General features: G+C 70.5%; 19 protein-coding genes. 11 read left to right on the top strand and 8 right to left on the bottom strand.

Annotation, left to right across the window (positions count from 1 at the left end; translation table 11 throughout):
• Positions 1 to 36 precede the first annotated feature (36 nt).
• Positions 37 to 441, bottom strand: coding sequence for a hypothetical protein (locus OHT77_RS40050; protein WP_328833260.1), 405 nt, complete (start codon positions 439 to 441; stop codon positions 37 to 39).
• The gene (locus OHT77_RS40045; RefSeq protein WP_328833259.1) at positions 413 to 784 is read right to left on the bottom strand and encodes a hypothetical protein; all 372 of its coding nucleotides are present in this window, start codon (positions 782 to 784) and stop codon (positions 413 to 415) included. Before OHT77_RS40045 ends, OHT77_RS40050 begins: the two co-directional genes overlap by 29 nt.
• Positions 785 to 934: 150 nt before the next feature.
• Between OHT77_RS40045 and OHT77_RS40040 the strand changes: the two genes are divergently transcribed.
• From OHT77_RS40040 to OHT77_RS40005, 7 genes are all read left to right on the top strand, one after another.
• Positions 935 to 2,098: a sensor histidine kinase gene (locus tag OHT77_RS40040; RefSeq protein WP_328833258.1), complete on the top strand. Its 1,164-nt coding sequence runs from the start codon at positions 935 to 937 to the stop codon at positions 2,096 to 2,098.
• The gene (locus tag OHT77_RS40035; protein ID WP_328833257.1) at positions 2,095 to 2,757 is read left to right on the top strand and encodes a response regulator transcription factor; all 663 of its coding nucleotides are present in this window, start codon (positions 2,095 to 2,097) and stop codon (positions 2,755 to 2,757) included. The genes OHT77_RS40040 and OHT77_RS40035 overlap by 4 nt, the downstream gene beginning before the upstream one ends.
• Positions 2,758 to 2,954: 197 nt before the next feature.
• Entirely contained in the window at positions 2,955 to 3,623 is a 669-nt protein-coding gene (locus OHT77_RS40030) for a DedA family protein (protein WP_328833255.1), read from the top strand.
• A gap of 425 nt (positions 3,624 to 4,048) precedes the next feature.
• Positions 4,049 to 4,786 carry a response regulator transcription factor gene (locus OHT77_RS40025; RefSeq protein WP_443048175.1) on the top strand — a complete coding sequence of 246 codons (738 nt, stop codon included), beginning with the start codon at positions 4,049 to 4,051 and terminating at the stop codon, positions 4,784 to 4,786.
• Positions 4,783 to 6,171 (top strand): sensor histidine kinase, encoded by a 1,389-nt coding sequence (locus OHT77_RS40020; RefSeq protein ID WP_328833254.1) that lies wholly within the window; start codon positions 4,783 to 4,785, stop codon positions 6,169 to 6,171. Before OHT77_RS40025 ends, OHT77_RS40020 begins: the two co-directional genes overlap by 4 nt.
• Positions 6,172 to 6,523: 352 nt before the next feature.
• Entirely contained in the window at positions 6,524 to 7,171 is a 648-nt protein-coding gene (locus tag OHT77_RS40010; protein WP_328833253.1) for a nitroreductase family protein, read from the top strand.
• Positions 7,172 to 7,484: 313 nt separating this feature from the next.
• Entirely contained in the window at positions 7,485 to 7,982 is a 498-nt protein-coding gene (locus OHT77_RS40005; protein ID WP_328833252.1) for a MarR family winged helix-turn-helix transcriptional regulator, read from the top strand.
• Positions 7,983 to 8,799: 817 nt separating this feature from the next.
• Here OHT77_RS40005 and OHT77_RS40000 read toward each other — a convergent pair.
• The 4 genes from OHT77_RS40000 to OHT77_RS39985 form a co-directional block, all read right to left on the bottom strand.
• Positions 8,800 to 9,804, bottom strand: coding sequence for a chitinase (locus OHT77_RS40000; RefSeq protein WP_328833251.1), 1,005 nt, complete (start codon positions 9,802 to 9,804; stop codon positions 8,800 to 8,802).
• 514 nt (positions 9,805 to 10,318) lie between these two features.
• A complete protein-coding gene (locus tag OHT77_RS39995; protein ID WP_443048174.1) occupies positions 10,319 to 11,512 on the bottom strand; it encodes a sensor histidine kinase in 1,194 nt (397 codons plus the stop codon).
• A gap of 18 nt (positions 11,513 to 11,530) precedes the next feature.
• Positions 11,531 to 12,067, bottom strand: coding sequence for a hypothetical protein (locus OHT77_RS39990; protein ID WP_328833249.1), 537 nt, complete (start codon positions 12,065 to 12,067; stop codon positions 11,531 to 11,533).
• Between the two features lie 104 nt (positions 12,068 to 12,171).
• Complete coding sequence (locus OHT77_RS39985) at positions 12,172 to 12,393, bottom strand: hypothetical protein (RefSeq protein WP_328833248.1); 222 nt, start codon at positions 12,391 to 12,393, stop codon at positions 12,172 to 12,174.
• A gap of 290 nt (positions 12,394 to 12,683) precedes the next feature.
• On the opposite strand from OHT77_RS39985, the gene dhaK reads away from it, so the two are divergent.
• The 3 genes from dhaK to OHT77_RS39970 are packed head-to-tail and all read left to right on the top strand — an operon-like array spanning position 12,684 to position 14,743.
• Positions 12,684 to 13,676 (top strand): dihydroxyacetone kinase subunit DhaK, encoded by a 993-nt coding sequence (dhaK, locus tag OHT77_RS39980; RefSeq protein WP_328833247.1) that lies wholly within the window; start codon positions 12,684 to 12,686, stop codon positions 13,674 to 13,676.
• A 46-nt stretch (positions 13,677 to 13,722) separates the two neighbouring features.
• The gene (gene dhaL, locus OHT77_RS39975) at positions 13,723 to 14,331 is read left to right on the top strand and encodes a dihydroxyacetone kinase subunit DhaL (RefSeq protein ID WP_328833245.1); all 609 of its coding nucleotides are present in this window, start codon (positions 13,723 to 13,725) and stop codon (positions 14,329 to 14,331) included.
• 1 nt (position 14,332) lies between these two features.
• A complete protein-coding gene (locus tag OHT77_RS39970; protein WP_328834464.1) occupies positions 14,333 to 14,743 on the top strand; it encodes a PTS-dependent dihydroxyacetone kinase phosphotransferase subunit DhaM in 411 nt (136 codons plus the stop codon).
• A gap of 213 nt (positions 14,744 to 14,956) precedes the next feature.
• Here OHT77_RS39970 and OHT77_RS39965 read toward each other — a convergent pair whose 3' ends face one another.
• Positions 14,957 to 15,610 carry a TetR family transcriptional regulator gene (locus tag OHT77_RS39965; RefSeq protein WP_328833244.1) on the bottom strand — a complete coding sequence of 218 codons (654 nt, stop codon included), beginning with the start codon at positions 15,608 to 15,610 and terminating at the stop codon, positions 14,957 to 14,959.
• 134 nt (positions 15,611 to 15,744) lie between these two features.
• Here OHT77_RS39965 and OHT77_RS39960 point away from each other — a divergent pair, with 134 nt between their 5' ends.
• A complete protein-coding gene (locus OHT77_RS39960; RefSeq protein ID WP_328833243.1) occupies positions 15,745 to 16,506 on the top strand; it encodes an SDR family NAD(P)-dependent oxidoreductase in 762 nt (253 codons plus the stop codon).
• Positions 16,507 to 16,548: 42 nt separating this feature from the next.
• Here the strand turns inward: OHT77_RS39960 and OHT77_RS39955 are convergent, their stop codons facing one another.
• Positions 16,549 to 17,253, bottom strand: a complete 705-nt coding sequence (locus OHT77_RS39955) for a glycoside hydrolase family 75 protein (protein WP_328833242.1) — start codon at positions 17,251 to 17,253, stop codon at positions 16,549 to 16,551.
• Between the last annotated feature and the right edge of the window lie 326 nt (positions 17,254 to 17,579).

Below are 17,579 nucleotides of genomic sequence, written 5' to 3'. Positions count from 1 at the left end.
CGCGAGGACGAACCGTCACCATGGCCAACCGCCGTCTCAGCCCACTCCAGCGGTCTGCCCCCGCATCACCCCACGGTGTCGTGATCCGATCATTCCGACGATTCCCGCGAGGAGAATCCCAAGAACGAGGCTTATGGGCCCGGTGCCCATTTGAAGTCCGTCCCCATAAGGGGCGGGTACGGAAAGCCAGTCCGCGACGGAGGCACCCAGGGGGCGGGTGATGGTGTAGGCGAACCAGAATGCCAGGACTTGGTTGAGACGGAACCAACGATAACCGGCCGCCGGTATCAGGATGATCCCCAGAAAGACGAAGGACGAGGCCAATGTGCCAAGGCCCAGAGTCACGGCGGCGAAGTCACCCGCGGCGGTTCCCAGGGCGAAGGTGCACAGGACGGTCAGCCAGTAGAACAGCTCACGCAGACGGGTGTCGATGCTGTGCACGTCCAGGGTGCGCTGGGTCGTACCAGGCGGCGAAGACGGCGGCCTGGACGGCCACCAGCATCAGCGTGGAGGCGTAGAGCGGCATCCCCAGGTCCTTGTTCAGGAAGTCCGCCGACATCGTCCCGAAAATGCTCACGGCCGTCACCGCGAGCCAGTAGACCCACGGGGTGTATCTGGTGGTGGCGAACTGTACGGCCAGGCATACGAGGAGCAGGCCGAGGCCCATGAGCATGGCCGCGTGCTGTCCGATGTAGTCGTTGAAGAAGACGTAGTCCGAGAAGGACTCACCGAATCCGGTGGTGCAGAGTTTAGCGATCCAGAAGATGAGGGTGATCTCCGGCACCTTCATAACCATGGTCGCTGGTCGAGTTCTCATATCGCGAAGCTAGAAGTGACCCCGCGAGCGGCACATCCAACGATGGTGGTCACTTTCCGCCGGATGTAAGACCTTCGATTGACGCCCCCGGCAGCGCCCGTCCGTAATGTCAGCGAGGTGAAGCACCTCCAGCCGGCGCACCGACTGTCCCGGGACCGCCCGCCGCTCTCCCTCATACTGCTGCTCGGGCCGCCGGTCCTGTGCGCCGTCGCCGCGTCGCACGAGTTGCTCTACAACCGGTCCGGAGCACTGAACTGGGTGCTGGCGATCGCGGTGATCTGCCCCCTCGTGCTGCGCCGCCGGGCACCGGTCGTCGTGTTCTGGTGCTGCTGGGCCGTGGCCATGACGACGTGGGCGCTCGACACGGTGTCGTTCTCCGAGTTCGCGGTGCTCGTCGCGCTCTACACCGTCGCCGCCCACCGCGGCCTGCGGCACTCGCTCACCGCCGCCGCGGCCGTCGAGCTCGGTGTCGTCCTGGTGGCCGTACGGTTCGCTCCGGCCGCGAGCGTCAACGACGCCTTCGTCATCCTCAGCGGGCTGGCCGCCGCGGCGTTCTTCCTCGGCACCACCGTGCGGGCCCAACGCCGCTACCTCGCCTCCATCGAGGACCGTGCGCAACGCCTGGAACAGGAGCGCGCCCAGCAGGCACAGCTCGCCGCGGCGGCCGAACGCACCAGGATCGCACGGGAGATGCACGACATCGTCGCCCACGGTCTGGTGGTCGTCGTAGCCCTATCCGAAGCTGCGGCGGCGACCACGGCGACCGATCCGGAGGGCGCCCGCGGCAAGATGCTCCAGGCCGCGTCGACCGGCCGTCAGTCCCTTGCCGGAATGCGCCGCCTCCTCGGCGTCCTGCGGGCCGACGACGGTGGCGACCGGGCCCCTCAGCCCGACCTCGGCTCGCTCACGGCCCTGGTGGACGAGACCCGCGGCACCGGCCTGGACGTCCGGCTGACCGGGACCGGCGGCCCGGAGACCCTGAGCGCGGATGCACAGACGACGCTCTTCCGGATCCTTCAGGAGTCGCTCACGAACGTCGTCAAGCACGCACGGGACGCGTCGACGGTGGATGTCGTCCTGCGCTACGCCGGTGACCTGGTCGCCTTCAGTGTCACCGACGACGGCAGACCGGCCCCCGCGGCCGACTACGAGGTACATACCGGCAACGGGCTGACCGGGATGCGGGAACGGGTCGCGATGTTCGACGGCGCCCTCCGGGCCGGGCCCACCGCGTCAGGGTGGGTCGTCTCGGGCGAGCTGAAGCTGGGGGAACCGCGATGACCGTCTCGGTCCTCCTCGCCGACGACCAGGCACTCATCCGCATGGCCTTCCGCAGCCTCCTCGACACCATGCCGGACATCACCGTCGTAGGCGAAGCGGCCAACGGGCAGGAGGCGGTCGACCTCACGCGGCGCACGCTGCCGGACGTGGTGCTCATGGACGTACGCATGCCGGTCATGGACGGCATCGAAGCGACCCGGCGCATCACCGGCGGGACGGCCTCCCGCGTTCTCATCCTCACCACCTTCGACCTCGACGAGTACGCCTTCGAGGGCCTCCGCGCCGGTGCCTCCGGATTCCTCCTCAAGGACGTCGTGCCGGCCGTGCTCCAGGCGGCGATCCGGGCCGTGGCCTCCGGCGACGCCGTCCTCACCCCACGCATCACCCGCGGTCTCGTCGACCGCTTCGCCCAGATCGCCCCGTGGCCCCGCGCGGACGACGCGAGCGCGCTCTTCGCCCGGCTGACGGCCCGCGAACGGGACGTGTTCCACCTCATCGCCGCCGGCCTGTCGAACGCGGAGATCGCCGAACGTCTCTTCCTGACCGAAGCCACGGTCAAGACCCACATCACCCGCATCCTCACCAAACTGCAGCTCCGCGACCGGGTCCAGGTCGTGATCTTCGCCTACGAACACCAGCTGCGCACGCACGGCGGATAGGGTCCCCCAGCACGGCCATGACCGCCGCCCCAAGCTCGCCCGTCGGCCGCCTTCCACAACTCGCGTGAGTCACGGGAACGGACCGCACTCCTCCTTCGTCTACAGTTCAGTAGACCGTCTACAGGATTGTAGTCACTTGACGGATGCAGGCGTTGCAGTGATCCGACGGTCCGGACGAAGGACGAAGGGGCTCCACGATGACCACAGCCATGCACCTGGCGTCGCAGCTCGCTGTCAATGTGCTGGATGCGCGGTCCTTGCTGTCTGCCTTCGGCGTGTTGGGCGTCGGCGTGGTGCTGTTCGCGGAGACGGGACTGCTCATCGGCTTCTTCCTCCCGGGCGACTCGCTGCTGTTCACGGCAGGCCTGCTGTGCACCGGCACCGCCGACCGCGGCCTGAAACTGTCGCTCCCCCCGCTCCTGGTCGCGGCGGCGGTGGGGGCACTGGCAGGCTCGCAGTGCGGTTACCTCCTCGGCCGCAGAGCGGGCGGCGCCCTGCTCGCCCGCAGCCGCTCGACCCGCTTGCACCAGGGCGCGAAACGAGCTGAGGAACTGCTGGAGCGCTACGGGCACGCGAAGGCGATCGTGCTGGCCCGCTTCGTCCCCGTGGTGCGCACGGTCCTGAACCCGATGGCGGGCGCACTGGGGGTACCGGTGCGGACATTCACCGTGTGGCAGGTGGTCGGCGGCCTGGCCTGGAGCCTGGGTCTCACCCTGGCGGGCTACGCGCTGGGCTCGTCCGTGCCGAACGTGGACCGGTATCTGCTGCCGATGGTCGCGGTGATCGTGGCCCTGTCCCTGATTCCGCTCGCCGCCGAGGTGTACCGCTCACGGAGGGAGGGGAAGGCGAAGGAGCTCCGCGGGTGATCCTCGCCCTTGACGGCTCGTCCATCGACGGCTCGTTTGTGGACAGCTCATTTGTCGACGGCTGGGCGTACGTCGATGTGGAGCCAGGCGAGGTACGCGGTGACGCCGCTCGTCCCCCGACCGACGGGGGCCACCCTGACTTGCCCGGGACACACGACTCAGGTCGAGTGCTCCCCTCCGGTCACAGCTCCACGGCGGCGCTCATCGCTGGAGTGCTGATCATCGCCGTCGGCATACGCGGCCCGCGAGGGCGATACCTGCCTCTGGGTCCGCTCCTTCACCAACGTCGTCGGCGGCACGCTGTCCGCCCTGGGCCGGCTGGACGTGTGTCTGGGGGCCGTAGCCTCCTGGCCACCCACGCCTCGGCCGCCCGACGCGACGGGGACGACGGCCGCACACAGTGCACGCGCGGGGCCAAGGAAGCGATGGGCGCGACAAGGGGTCGGACGGGCCCGGCACGAGAACGGTCCGGCACGAGAACGAGAACGGCAGGGAAAACCAGGCGCCGGACGATCCTGGTCGTCGAGGACGATCACACCCTGCGGGACGTGCTGATGCGCGGGCTGCGCGACGAGGACTTCGACACCGTGCCCGCGCCGGACAGGACCACCACGCGGCGGTTGACCACCGCCGACGTCTCCGTCGTCGTCCCAGACATCGGGCTGCCCGACGCCGACGGGCGGGACGTTTACCAGGCCATGCGAGCGAACGGCTACCGCTCCCCCGTCGTCTTCCTGACCGCCCAACACCGGCTGTACGACTGCCTGTCGGGGTTCTCGGCCGGAGGCGATGACTATCTGCCCAAGCCGTTCCACCTCACCGAACTCGCCGCCCGGCTACGCGCTGCGCTCAGGCAAGCCGCCCCGCCGCCCGACGCCTCCCTGGGAGACCTCGCCCTGAACGCCGTCCGGCACTCGGTCAATGTCCCGAGCACGCCCGTAGACCTGCCACCGACCGACTTCCGTGTCCTGGCCCCGCTCATGGCGGGCTCCGGCGGCATCGTGAGCCGCCGCGAACTGGTCCGGACGGGCCGGGCCGAAGGCGCCCAGGTCCACGACAACGCCCTCGACCAGTACCTGACCCGCCTGCGCCGAAAGCTCCGCGAGGCGGGCAGCGACCGCACGATCGCGACAGCCCGCGGCATCGGTCATCGCCTGTCATGAGCGACAGCCATCACCAGCCGCGACGGTCGATCGCGTCAGGGACTGCCCGTCTCCACCGCCTGGCACCCCGCACGCTGCGCGGCCGACTCTCGCTGGTGGCCCTCATCACGGCCACGCTGCTGATGCTGGTCCTCACCGTCGCCTTCAACGCCGTGGCGCAGCGCCGCCTCCAGCACCAGGCGGACAACGAGTTGCGGGCCCGAGCCGCCGCCGTAGCCACGACAGTCGACACCAGCGGCACGAAAGTACGGGTCCTGGAGACCTCTCACGACGACCTCCTCGACGCCAACGTGTGGATCTACGCCGGCCCCCACCTGCTCGAACAGCCCCCGGCCGCAGGCCCGTTGACCCGGGTCGCCAACACGCTCGCCGCGCACGGCGGACAGCGGTGCCTCACCACCACGATCCAACGGCCCCTACGGCTGTGCTCCCACCCGGTACCCGGAGCAGGAAACCGCGCCACGGTGGTCACCGCGCTGGACCTCTCTCCCTACCGGAGTTCGGCCGACACCCTGCTCGTGGGGTCCCTCGCCCTGGACGCCCTCATGCTCGCCTGCACCTACGGCCTGACCCGGCTGGCGGTCGGCCGCGCGCTGCGTCCCGTCCGCACGATGACCGACCAGGCCATCCAGTGGAGTGCCGTGGCCTCCGACGAACGTTTCGGCAGCAAGCGTCATCCCGCCGAACTCGCCCGCCTCGGCACTTCGTTGGACGCCATACTCGACCGCATCCGCACGCTTCTGCGCCACGAGCGGCAGCTCACCGGCGAGCTCTCGCACGAGCTGCGCACCCCGCTGAGCCGGATCATCGCCGAGCTCGACTGGTGGCAGGCACACCCCCGCACGGCCGACCAGACCCGCGCCACCCACCAGGTCATCGCGGACGCCGCCGAGTCCATGCGCACCATCTGCGACACCCTCCTGGACGACGCCCGCGACGGCACCCTCACCGCACCGGGCACCACCGAGGTCATGCCCGTACTGCACCGACTCGCCGAAACCCTCGACACGCCAAGCCAGTTGACGCTGACCATCGACGGATCACACCTGACCTCCGGAATCCCACCCTCCCTCCTCGAACGCATCGTCAGCCCGCTCCTCAACAACGCCTGCCGCTACGCCGACTCGGCCGTCACCGTCCGCGCGTACGCCGGGCCCGACGGCGTACACGTCGACGTCGTAGACGACGGACCCGGCGTGCCGCCCCCGTTCACCGGACACCTCTTCGAGCCGGGCCGACGTGCGGATCCCGACGACGGACATGCCGGCGCGGGTCTCGGCCTGCCGCTGGCCCGCCGCCTGGCCCGTTCAGCGGGCGGCGATGTCGCCCACGACCCAGGGCACACACCAGGGGCACGGTTCGTGATCAGCCTGCCTGCCGGGTAGGAGCGGCCGGGCTCGGCGAACTTTCGATCCCGTGCCCTTTGAGATCCGGATAGGGGAGCCACGGTCGAGCGCTCGTGGCCGAGAACGCCGAGCGGCAGCAGCAGGTAACCGACCAGAAGGACGCTGGAAGACATGTTGTCGCAGCGCTGCCGCAACGCGCGGAACCCGATCGGCCCGTGCTGCAGCTCCCAGACGATGCGCAGGTTCCAGCGGCGGCCGAACAGGTCGAGAGCCGCCATGAGGGGGCGCCCGGTACTCGATCCGCGTACCGGCCGATTCGGGATCACAGCCTCACAATCGTCTGTACTCCAATTGTTTGACTCAAGATGACTTTGCCTCTACGGTCACGGCCATGACCCTGGACCTGACCCCCGATCAACTGCTGTCCACGACGCGCGCGGTGCGCAAGCGCCTGGACCTCACCCGTCCCGTCCCCCGTGAACTGATCGAGGAGTGCGTGGACCTGGCCACGCAGGCGCCCACCGGGCGCAACCGGCAGCGCTGGCACTTCCTCGTGGTCACCGAGGAACAACAGCGCCTGGCGGTCGCCGACATCTTCCGGCGCGCCCTGAACACCGGCGGCGGCCAGCCGGTCAATTCCCGCGACCTGCGCCGGATGAACCATCACCCGGGCTCCATGGAGCGCATCTACGACGGCCTTCAGCACCTGTACGCGAATGTGCACCGGGTGCCCGCGTTCGTCATCCCTGCGGTGGAGGGCCGTACCGAGCGGGCTTCCGTCCTGGACCAGTCGATGACGTGGGGGTCGATCCTGCCGGCCGTGTGGAGCTTCATGCTCGCGGCGCGCGCCCGGGGTCTCGGCACGGTCTGGACGACCGCCCAGGGCCCGCTGGAGCGGGAGTTGGCGAAGGTGCTCGGGGTGCCGTACGACGAGGTCATGCTCGCCGCGTTCATCCCGCTGGCCTTCACGATCAGCACCGACTTCAAGCCGGCGCCGCGTGTCCCGCGCGAGGAGGTGCTGCACTGGGACCGCTGGTAGCGGCGACGCTCTCGGCGAGGATCCGGGCGAGTTCCGGACGCGGCCAGGCGGCGGGCGAATCGTCCAACCCGTCGGCGCAGGAGGGCCACCGCCTCGTCGACCGCGCCGCGACCAGCACGGCGCGGGCACCCCTGGGGGGAGAGAGTGTCCGGCGGCTGCCCTCGCTGCACCTCGCCGCGCCACTGGAGCAGGCGGAGTGGCTGGGCGGACTGCTGACCACTTGACCGGTTAAAGTTGGCCCAAGGAAAGTAGTGAGAAAGACATTCTTGGCTCCTCCTACGGCGTCCAGGATGCGCAAGGGACGAGGAAGCCGATGACCACCAACCCACCGCGTACCCGCCGCACCTCGCCGAGCCGGGACGCCGAGGACACCGCCCGACAGCGGTACTTCACCACACTGGCCCTGGCACGTCCGGACATCGCCCTGTGCCGGGCCACCACGGTCGTGGCACGGGCCATCGACGCCGAGTTCACCGCGTACAACGTCACAGCGGCGCAGCACCTGGTGCTGAAAATGCTGAGCGACGTGGGCCCGTGTTCGCAACAGGAGCTGAGCGAGCAACTGCGCATCGACCGCAGTGTGATGGTGGGCTGTATCGACGGCCTGGAGGACTCGGGGCTCGTCCGCCGCGAGCGGCACCCCAAGGACCGCCGGGCCAACGCCATCACGTTGACCCCGGAGGGTCTGGTGGCGCTCGCCGAGGTGGAGAGCGGCGTGCCCCAGCTCCTGGACCACGCCTTCCACGCCCTCACCCCGGCCGAGCGCAAGACGTTGGCCCGGCTGGTGTCGAAGATCCTCGAAGCGAACTGAGCCGGCCGACTCAGGAGCGGGCACGAGTGCCCGCAGCGCGCGGGTCACGCCCTCGGGTCCGGCACCACTCCCGTGCCCAGCCTCAGCCCCGGCGCACAGACAGCGGCGAGCGCGGGCAAGGTTAACCCGTCGTACCCGGCGGCCTCTCCGGTCCCGGAGTCGGTGCAGCCGAGGTCGGGCAACTCCTCCTGGACCGGCCCGAGCCAGTTCCCGGACCCGCTGCCCGCTGCCCGCTGCCCGCTGCATCGACTTCGGCAGCGGGGAGAACAGTTCCGGAGATCACCCGATCTCCGCCGTAACCGCCGGCAACGGACTGCCTGCCACCCGAACCAGGGCCGAGCGACGGGTCGTTGACTGAGGCAGGGCGGTAATCGCAAGGGTGCCGTTCCCCGCCCTCGGCGCGTCCCGCACCTACCGCTCCCCGTCTCGCCCACCATCCGAATGCCGGACGCGAGCCACCGAACCGGGGTAACCGGTCCGACCGCGCGCCCGTGCAACTGGCGCGTCCTGTACGGCAGTCAGGGCATCCACGCGGAATCCCAGCCGCCGTACGGCATCGCGGCCGCGGGTGTCCCGGGGGGCGACGTCCTTGAGCGGGCGCCATCCGCCCTGACCGGAAACGACACCGCCCGCGCCGTGACGATCACGGTGCGGGCGGGTTCCGGCAATGGTCAACGGCGGTGGCGGAGCGGACAGTTGAAGCAACTGGGTCGACCGGGTCGGCACACCGACCGCCGGATGTCCCGAGCGCCGTCCTCACTGACAACCGGTGCCGGTGTGCCCCGGCCCCCCTGCCGCTGGGGACCGTCCGACCGCGTCAGCGGAGCGTGCGGGTGAACTGGTACGCGCTCTGCGACGTGCCGCTGCACGTGTCGGACAGCTGGCCGTTGGTGGCGCAGGCCTTGTCCCGGCCGAGGGACCAGAAGGACAGCTCCTGGATGCCCTTGCTCGCCGCGAAGTTGGCGAGCGTGGTGGCGTTGGCCGTGGTGAACACCTCGGACGTGGAGTCGTTCACGCCGATCATGGGGGTGTTGCCCTCCATGGCCCACAGTTGCGCGGAGGTCTTGGTGGTCCAGATCCGGCCCAGTTGGTCGTGCAGGGCGGTCGCCGCGTCGGTGGCCGCCTTGCCCATGTCCATGGCAGGGCCGTAGTCCATGGTCATGATGTTGACCAGGTTGACCGTCAGGGCGTTGCTCTTGGCGTTGTTCAGCAGGTTGATCGAGTTCTGCTCCAGACCGGTCGGGTTGACCGGGAGGGTGTACTGGACGTCGAGCCGGCGCCCCGCCGTCGCGTATTCGCTCTGCAACTGCGCCAGGGCCTTGTTGCGCCGGTCGTTGGCAGCGGTGTTGTTGAGGGTCGAGCCCTCGATGTCGAGGTCCACTCGGGTGAGGTTGAGGCTGTCGATGACCCGCTTGTACTGGGCCTTGAGGGACGACACCGACGTACAGGCGAGGCCCAGTTCGGTGCCGGAGGCGCCGCCGAAGGATGCGATGACGTCGCCGCCCGCCGCCCGGGTGGAGTTGATGGCGGCGGTCCAGGAGGAGTCGGTGATCGACGTGTCGCCGTTGAAGGTCGCGTTGCAGCCGTTCCCGGCAATGACGAACGCGAGGGTGAAGTACTTCTGCCCGGTGGCGTTGCGGGCGTTGGCGAGGGCGGACGGGGAGTTCCAGGTCTCGGCGTACGGCGCCGAGTACCGGGCGGGGAAGCCCGGACCGGGGTTCGCCGCCGTCGGGGCGGCGGATGCCGAGGGGGCGATGACGGCTGCCACCGCCGCACCGGCGGCAACGGCAACGGCCAGCTTGGAGCTGCTGTTTCGACGCATGAGTCCTCCAGGACGCAGCGCACCCGGTGCGCTGGTGGGGGGTAGAGGAAACCACATCCGTTCATGTACATGAACACCCTCTGTTCATGTGAACGAACTGGAGCCATTAAGGCCTAGACCAATGCGTCAGTCAACCCCTGCGGCAGCAACGGGCGGTCACTACGCCCTTGTTCTCGCGGCGAGTTGGGGAAATCGGCCGGTCGCGACACGGCGACGACCGACGACGCACCGCGGCCCCGAGGCGATCGAAGCACTCGGGGCCGCTCTGCGCGTCGTGGGAATGGAGGGGCGGTCGCCTACGCGGCGATGTGCTCTGCGGGGCTTCAGCCGGACGATCGTCCCCGCAGGCTATAGGTGAGGCCCGGGGACACTGTCCCCTCCGTTCCCACGGTCGTTACAACGACACCGACCCGCCGCTCATTCCCGCATGCCGCAACGGGACAAGGAGAACCCACGCCCGTAGCCGGAGACGACCAAGTCTTCCCCCGCCGCTCCGAGTTCGCCCGACGTACGGTCATTCCGGGATCACCGCCTGCACCTGCCAGCCGCCCCGCTCCGCCCCCTCGACCACCGGTCCCGCGGTGATGGACCCGCCCAGCAGGGCGACGCGCTCGCGCATGCCCAGGAGCCCCATTCCGCTGCCGACACCGGCGGTCGCCTCGCGGGTCTCCGGGCCGTTGCGGATGCTCAGCGTGGTCGACGCGGCGTCGAAGACCAGCTCCACCCGCACGGCGCCGCCCGGGGCGTGCCTGGCCGCGTTGGTCAGCGACTCCTGGGCGATGCGCAGCAGGTTCTGGCTGATCCGCGCGGGCAGCTCACGCACGGTCCCGCCGACGGTAAGGACGTCCCGGTGACCGGAGGACTCGATCATCGCCTCCAGGCTCTCCAGGAGCGGCAACGAGTCCTCGCGCAGCGCGTGCACGGTCCACTGGGCCTGCTTCAGACTCTCCTTGACCATGCTGTGCGCCCTGTCGTGGGCCTCGCGGACCTTCGCCAGATCACCGGTGTCGATCAGCGCGTCCGCCAGCTCCAGCTGCATGTTGATTCCGGCGAGGGAGTGCGCCAGTACGTCGTGGACGTCCCGCGCGATACGGCTGCGCTCGGTGAGTACGGCGGTACGGGCCTCCGCGCGGGCGGCTCGCTCGGCGGACTCGGCCGACGCGATCCTCGCCTCCACGGCGCCCTGTCTGCTGCGGCTGAGGATCCCGACCACCACCGGCAGCCCGGTGGTCACACCGAGCGTCCAGGGGACGAGTTCATGCCCGGGTCCGAGACGGAGGTACAGCACGGCACCGCACAACAGGCTGGACAGCCCGGCGAGCGCGAGTGCCTGCCGCAGGGGCAGGCGGTAGCCGATGTGGCCGACGAGGAAGTACGCGAGCAGATAACCGGAGCCGCTCCTGCTCAACCCGATCAGAGCGGCGGCGGCCACGACACCGACGGCCAGCCAGAGGGGAGCCACGCGGGGCGGGAGCCAGGGCTCCGGCAGATGGCGGGCGGACAGAGCGACCGTGGTGATCACGAGGACGACGGCGACCGCCAGGCCGCGCCCGGTGAAGTCCAGGGGCCTGACGGTGACGAAGGCGATGACGACGATCGCCAGGGTGACGACCCCGTGCAGACGGGGGTCCTGACGGGGTACGCCCCGCGGGCCGGACTCCCTCTCGGGAGCCGGTCCGGGGGCGGGTGCGTTCTCCGGTGCTGACACTGCGACGACAGCTCTCGGTCAGGCCGTGTGGTCGAGGACCGGTGCCGGGCGCGTGCCCGGGGCCACCTCGCGGACGACCAGCCGGCTGCGGACGAAGATCGTGGCCAGGCGGGTGACGACCTCGGTGAGCGCCATCAGTACGAAGGCCGCGACCCACGCCTGGTCGGTGGTGATCTGGTGGGCGATGCTGAACCGCGCCACGTTGTCCGCGCCGCCGTGGTCGACCCACACCTGGAACCCCATGCGTGCGCCCATTCCGACGACCCACAGGATCGCCGAGACGACGCCCGCCTTGATGTAGAGGTGCTCTCCCGCACCACGGATACGGGTGTAGACACCGCCCGCGACACCGAGCGCCGCGCCGGCCGCGATCAAGGTACCGATCAGGACGAGGTCGTTCCCCGCCGTCGGCACGGAGCGCAGGTAGTGGGAGGCCACGAAGGTCACGATGCCCAGCGGGATCAGGTAGGACTTGAGATCGAGTCGCCCTTCACGCAGCTGGCGGAAGACGATGAGGACGAGCGCGATGTCGGTGATCCAGTCCGTTGTGTTCATGCCCTCAAGGCTGCTGCCACCGGCCTTTCCACGCCTGGACCCGTGGGTGGAAGTAAGGGTGGAGAACCGGAGTCCACCGGGATGGAGTCGCTTCGCGGCCGTGATCACACCTGTTCGTGGTGGACCCGGATATCCAGGGGGCGGAAGGTGCGGATGATCGGCCAGAACTCCTGGCGGCGAAGGTCAACGGCCCAGGCGTCGAGTTCGTCGTCCACGAACCTGAGCCACACCTCGACCGGGTCCAGTTCGGCGAGGGGCTGATTTCCACGACTCAGCTCATGTCGAAGTCGCTCCTCGGCCCGGTCCACGGGCGGTCTCTCCGACATGTCGCCCTTCCCGCCACTACCGCACCGAGCCGACTCGCCGCCCATCATCGCAACCTGCCGCACAGGTGAGTCGGCAGAACAGGTCCAGGCAGCAGGGCAGGCCTATAAGCATCCCAGCCCGTGACCTTCACTGCTTCAAGGTCGATACTGGTCGCAAGGGCGTTCCAGTCACCCCCGCCCGGTCAACTCCAGAGACCCGACGGCCCGTCACCCCAGACCGGCACAACCCCTCGCGGACCAGTAAAGACGCAGCTCAGACGCACATCTGCCAGCCCTGCCAGGAGGTACCGATGAAGATGTTGATCAACGTCGCGGAGACCGTGGTCACGGACGCGTTGCGGGGTATGGCGGCCGCTCATCCCGAGTTGACCGTGGACGTCGAGAACCGGGTGATCGTGCGGCGGGACGCTCCCGTGGCCGGGCAGGTGGGGCTGGTTTCCGGTGGAGGGTCGGGGCACGAGCCGTTGCATGGTGGATTCGTCGGGCCGGGGATGCTGTCGGCGGCCTGTCCTGGTGAGGTGTTCACGTCGCCGGTGCCCGATCAGATGGTGCGGGCCGCGGCCGCCGTGGACAGCGGGGCCGGGGTTCTCTTCATCGTGAAGAACTACACCGGGGACGTCCTCAACTTCGACATGGCCGCCGAGCTGGCCGAGGACGAGGGCATCCAGACCGCGAAAGTGCTGGTCAATGACGATGTCGCCGTCACCGACAGCCTCTACACCGCAGGGCGGCGCGGTACCGGCGCGACGCTCTTCGTGGAGAAGATCGCCGGCGCCGCCGCAGCCGAGGGACAGCCCCTGGACCGGGTGGCCGCGATCGCCAAGCAGGTCAACGAGAACTCGCGCAGTTTCGGCGTCGCGCTCAGCGCCTGCACCACCCCGGCCAAGGGCAGCCCCACCTTCGATCTCCCGGCGGGCGAGCTGGAGTTGGGCGTCGGCATCCACGGCGAGCCGGGCCGCGAGCGGCGGGCGATGATGACCTCCGGTGAGATCGCCGACTTCTCCGTCCACGCGATCCTGGAGGACATGACCCCGCGCAACCCGGTACTGGTCCTCGTCAACGGCATGGGCGCCACCCCGCTCCTGGAGCTCTACGGCTTCAACGCCGAGGTCCACCGCGTGCTCGCCGAGCGCGGCGTCGCCGTGGCCCGCACACTGGTCGGCAACTACGTCACGTCCCTCGACATGGCGGGTGCCTCCGTCACCCTGTGCCAGATCGACGAGGAACTGCTGCGGCTGTGGGACGCGCCGGTGAAGACGCCGGGGCTGCGCTGGGGCATGTGACCCGACGGCGTAATCGGCCGACTCGCCCACCACGCAAGGAGATCCAGTGCTCGACGCCGACTTCTTCCGCCGTTGGATGACGGCGACCGCCGCCTCCGTCGCCCGCGAGGCGGACCGGCTCACCGACCTCGACTCGCCCATCGGCGACGCCGACCACGGCGCGAACCTCCAGCGCGGGTTCACCACGGTGACCGCCACCCTGGAGAAGGAGGCACCGGACACCCCGGGCGCCGTCCTCACCCTCGCGGGCCGCCAGCTCATCTCCACGGTCGGCGGCGCGTCGGGCCCGCTCTACGGCACGCTCCTGCGCCGTACGGGCAAGGCGCTCGGGGACGCCCCCGAGGTGAGCGAGGAGGAGTTCACCCAGGCGCTGCGCACGGGGGTCGAGGCGGTCATGACCCTGGGCGGTGCCGCGCCGGGCGACAAGACCATGATCGACGCCCTCGTCCCGGCCGTCGACGCGCTCCCGGACGGTTTCGCCGCCGCACGGGCCGCCGCCGAGGCCGGTGCCATCGCCACCACGCCCCTGCAGGCCCACAAGGGACGCGCGAGCTACCTCGGGGAGCGCAGCATCGGGCACCAGGACCCGGGCGCCACCTCCTCGTCACTCCTCATCGCCGCGCTCCAGGAAGCCTCGGAGGGGACCGGTGAGTGACGTGAGCGGCGAGAAGCTCGTGGGGATCGTGCTGGTGTCCCACAGCGCCGAAGTCGCCGCCTCCGTGGCCGAGTTGGCGCGCGGGCTGTCCGGCGCGGGCACCTCGGTTCCGGTCGCCCCGGCCGGCGGCACCGAGGGCGGCGGGCTCGGCACCAGTTCCGAACTCATCGCCGCGGCGGCCGCGTCCGTCGACCGCGGCGCCGGGGTCGCCGTCCTCACCGACCTCGGCAGCTCCGTACTCACCGTGAAGGCCCTGCTCGCCGAGGGCGACGAACTCCCGGCCGGCACCCGCCTCGTGGACGCCCCGTTCGTCGAGGGCGCGGTCGCCGCGGTCGTCACGGCGTCGACAGGAGCGGACCTGGACGCGGTCGAGGCGGCGGCGACAGAGGCGTACAGCTATCGGAAGGTGTGAGCGAGGCACACGGTTCCCGCCAGGTGGGTGTGATGCGGCCACGCAGTCGGACGGGTGTGGCGCGGGCGCGTAGCTGCCGACACGCGGCAGGTCTCATCTAGCCGACGGCACACGGCAGTTGGCATGTGGGGAGCACCTCCGGCGGGCGCTCCACCGTGTGCCCCCGCACACACCCACCCCCGGCCCCACACCTCCTACGACGCCCACCGCGCCCTACGACACCCCCTCCGCCGCGATCTCCAGCGCCGCCCGCAACGTCTCCGCCACCTCGGCGTCCCCCACCGATGCCTCCCCCGTCTCAACGCCGGGCCCGCTCGCCCCCGCCCCCCACGCGAACCGCTCCACCGCCGCCCGCAGCGCCGCGTTGAGCATCGCCGCCTGGATCATGGGCCGCAGATCGTCCGGCGGCAGCCCCGCCCGGTCGGCCAGGGCTCGGGCGAACGCCGGTTCCGCCTCGTCGTAGGTCTGGAGCCAGATCGCGCGCAGGCCCGGTTCGGTGCGGGTGAGGCGGACCAGGGCGGAGCCGGTCGCGCCGTCGGGGCCGGTGGCCGCGAGGAGGCCGGTCGCGAGGGTGGGGTCGAAGAGTCCGGACAACGGCTGGCCGGGGCGCCACTCCCGCAGGCGGGCGGCGATCACGTCGATACCGGCCGAGAAGAGCGGCCGTACGCAGGCCTCCTTGCTCGGGAAGTAGCGCCACACGGTGCGCGCGGAGACGCCGACCGCCTGGCCGATCTGTTCGCCGGTGGTCGCGGTGACGCCCTGGGCGACGAACAGCTCCACCGCGGCCCGGGCGATCTCCAGGCGGATCTCGGCCTTGCGTGTCTCGGTGAGCGGTGGTCGTCCGGTGCGTCCGCTGGGTGCGGTCATCAGTTCCCCTCCGGCTGCCGTCGTGACCTCCCGGGATTCTCCACCATGACTTTATGTCACTCGAAGACATTAAGTCGTAGGGTGGGCAGACCCCGGGCGGCGCAGAGCCCTCGCACTCAGGACAGGAGCACTTCATGGCCAGTGGACTCGACGGACGCGGCGTCATCGTCACCGGAGCGGGCTCGGGCATCGGCCGGGCCGCCGCGCTGGCCTTCGCCGCGGAGGGCGCCAGGGTCCTGGTGGCCGATCTGAACGCCGAGGGCGCCGAGGCGGTCGTCAAGGAGATCGAGCAGGCGGGCGGGGAGGCCGTGGCGGTCACCGGCGACCTGAGCGAGCAGACGGTCGTGGACGCGGTGGCGGCGACCGCCGTGGAGCGGTTCGGCGGGGTCGACGTGCTGGTGAACAACGCCGGGATCATGGACCGCATGTCGGCGCTGGCGGACGTGGACGACGCGGAGTGGGAGCGGGTCATCCGGGTCAATCTGACCGCGCCCTTCCTGCTCACCCGGGCGGTGCTGCCGCACATGCTGGCGGCGGGCCGGGGCGCGATCGTGAACACCGCCTCCGAGGCGGGCCTGCGGGGCAGCGCGGCGGGCGCCGCCTACACGGCCTCGAAGCACGGGGTGATCGGCCTGACCAAGAACCTCGCCGTGATGTACCGCAAGCAGGGCATCCGCGCGAACGCCATCGCCCCGGGCGGCACGGCGACGAACATCTCCGTGGAGGCCGACCGGGGCGCCCACGGTCCGGCGGCGCTCGGCCCGCACTTCGTCAACGTCGGCCGACTGGCCGGGGCCGAGGAGCAGGCCGCCGCCATCGTGTTCCTCGCCTCGGACGCGGCGAGCAACATCAACGGCGCGATCCTGCCCGTCGACGACGGCTGGTCGGCGGTCTGACGGCCGCCCCTGCGGCCGGATGCTCAGTCCGCGGCCGGAGGCTCAGTCCGCGTCCACGAAGAGACGGGCCAGCCGCCGCCCCGTCTCCACCGCCGCCGCGTGGTCCTCGATGGGCTTGACCTGCGAGTCCTTGAACACGATGTAGGTGACTCCGTCGGCCGTCCCGCCGCCGCGCGGGTCGGTGCGGATGCCGAGGCCCTTGGCGGTGGCGTACGACGCCTCGCCGATGATGTCCCGCGGACCGACGTCTCCTACGACGGCGTACTGCACCCGGTCCCGGTAGACGACCGCGGCGACCGAGCCGCCGCCGATGCCGTGGTCGCGGTGGTTCCAGAGGTCGCTGGCGGCGGGGACGACGATGTACGGGAGCCGTTCGGCGCTCAGATAGCGGCCGTCGGACTGCTGGAACGCCGTCATGGACGAGAAGAGCGGGTCGGTGCGCGCGTTGCAGTGGGCGCCGGCCTGGCCGTCGCAGTCGATGTCCAGGTCGGCCTTCCAGTAGACGGCGTCCTTGGTTCCGCAGACCGGGATCGTCGCGCGTTCCCCGTCGTCGCTGCGGTACCGGCCGCGCGAGACGGGGACGCAGGCACGCACCTTGGCCAGCAGGTCGGCGGCGCGGACGTCACCTTCGCGGACCGCCGCCGGGCCCGCCTGGGGGCGGACGTAGGCGACGGGTGCGGCGGGCAGCGTGGTCGGGGCGAGCAGGGCGGCGCCGGCCGCGGCCAGCGTCAGCGACTGGACACGCACGATAGAGGACCCTCTCCTGGGGGATCTGACGGACACTCAGCCCACCCTGGTGCCGGTCCTCCGACTCGGCCACCGGTAGGGGGCCGGACGGTGCACACCCCAACTCGCGAGGGAAGCGGGAGCCCTGATCCGGCGTCATTCCCGAGGCGGGCCGCGCCCTTGAGCGCGCGTCACTCCCGCGCCGAACCCCGGCCCTGTACCCGCGTCGTTTCCCGACGGGGGCCGGGGGCCCGAGCCCGTATCGACTCAGGTCACCCGGCCACCCGCGCCGGCGCGGGATCAGCGACGACAGCGGTCCGCGCCACCGGCATGAACTGCCCGCGCTC

Origin of the sequence: Streptomyces sp. NBC_00252 (assembly GCF_036187565.1) — a bacterium.
In the GTDB taxonomy this organism is placed as follows: domain Bacteria; phylum Actinomycetota; class Actinomycetes; order Streptomycetales; family Streptomycetaceae; genus Streptomyces.
Note: the sequence above shows the minus strand (reverse complement) of the source record. Positions and strands in the feature narration are given on the sequence as shown.

Excerpts from the sequence above, each read along its gene's own strand:
- OHT77_RS39960 (WP_328833243.1), top strand. The coding sequence starts at position 15,745 with ATGGCCAGTGGACTCGACGGACGCGGCGTCATCGTCACCGGAGCGGGC.
- OHT77_RS39965 (WP_328833244.1), bottom strand. The coding sequence starts at position 15,610 with ATGACCGCACCCAGCGGACGCACCGGACGACCACCGCTCACCGAGACA.
- OHT77_RS40000 (WP_328833251.1), bottom strand. The coding sequence starts at position 9,804 with ATGCGTCGAAACAGCAGCTCCAAGCTGGCCGTTGCCGTTGCCGCCGGT.
- dhaK (WP_328833247.1), top strand. The coding sequence starts at position 12,684 with ATGAAGATGTTGATCAACGTCGCGGAGACCGTGGTCACGGACGCGTTG.
- OHT77_RS40010 (WP_328833253.1), top strand. The coding sequence starts at position 6,524 with ATGACCCTGGACCTGACCCCCGATCAACTGCTGTCCACGACGCGCGCG.
- OHT77_RS40020 (WP_328833254.1), top strand. The coding sequence starts at position 4,783 with ATGAGCGACAGCCATCACCAGCCGCGACGGTCGATCGCGTCAGGGACT.
- OHT77_RS39990 (WP_328833249.1), bottom strand. The coding sequence starts at position 12,067 with ATGAACACAACGGACTGGATCACCGACATCGCGCTCGTCCTCATCGTC.
- OHT77_RS40035 (WP_328833257.1), top strand. The coding sequence starts at position 2,095 with ATGACCGTCTCGGTCCTCCTCGCCGACGACCAGGCACTCATCCGCATG.
- OHT77_RS40005 (WP_328833252.1), top strand. The coding sequence starts at position 7,485 with ATGACCACCAACCCACCGCGTACCCGCCGCACCTCGCCGAGCCGGGAC.
- OHT77_RS40025 (WP_443048175.1), top strand. The coding sequence starts at position 4,049 with ATGGGCGCGACAAGGGGTCGGACGGGCCCGGCACGAGAACGGTCCGGC.
- OHT77_RS39985 (WP_328833248.1), bottom strand. The coding sequence starts at position 12,393 with ATGTCGGAGAGACCGCCCGTGGACCGGGCCGAGGAGCGACTTCGACAT.
- OHT77_RS40030 (WP_328833255.1), top strand. The coding sequence starts at position 2,955 with ATGACCACAGCCATGCACCTGGCGTCGCAGCTCGCTGTCAATGTGCTG.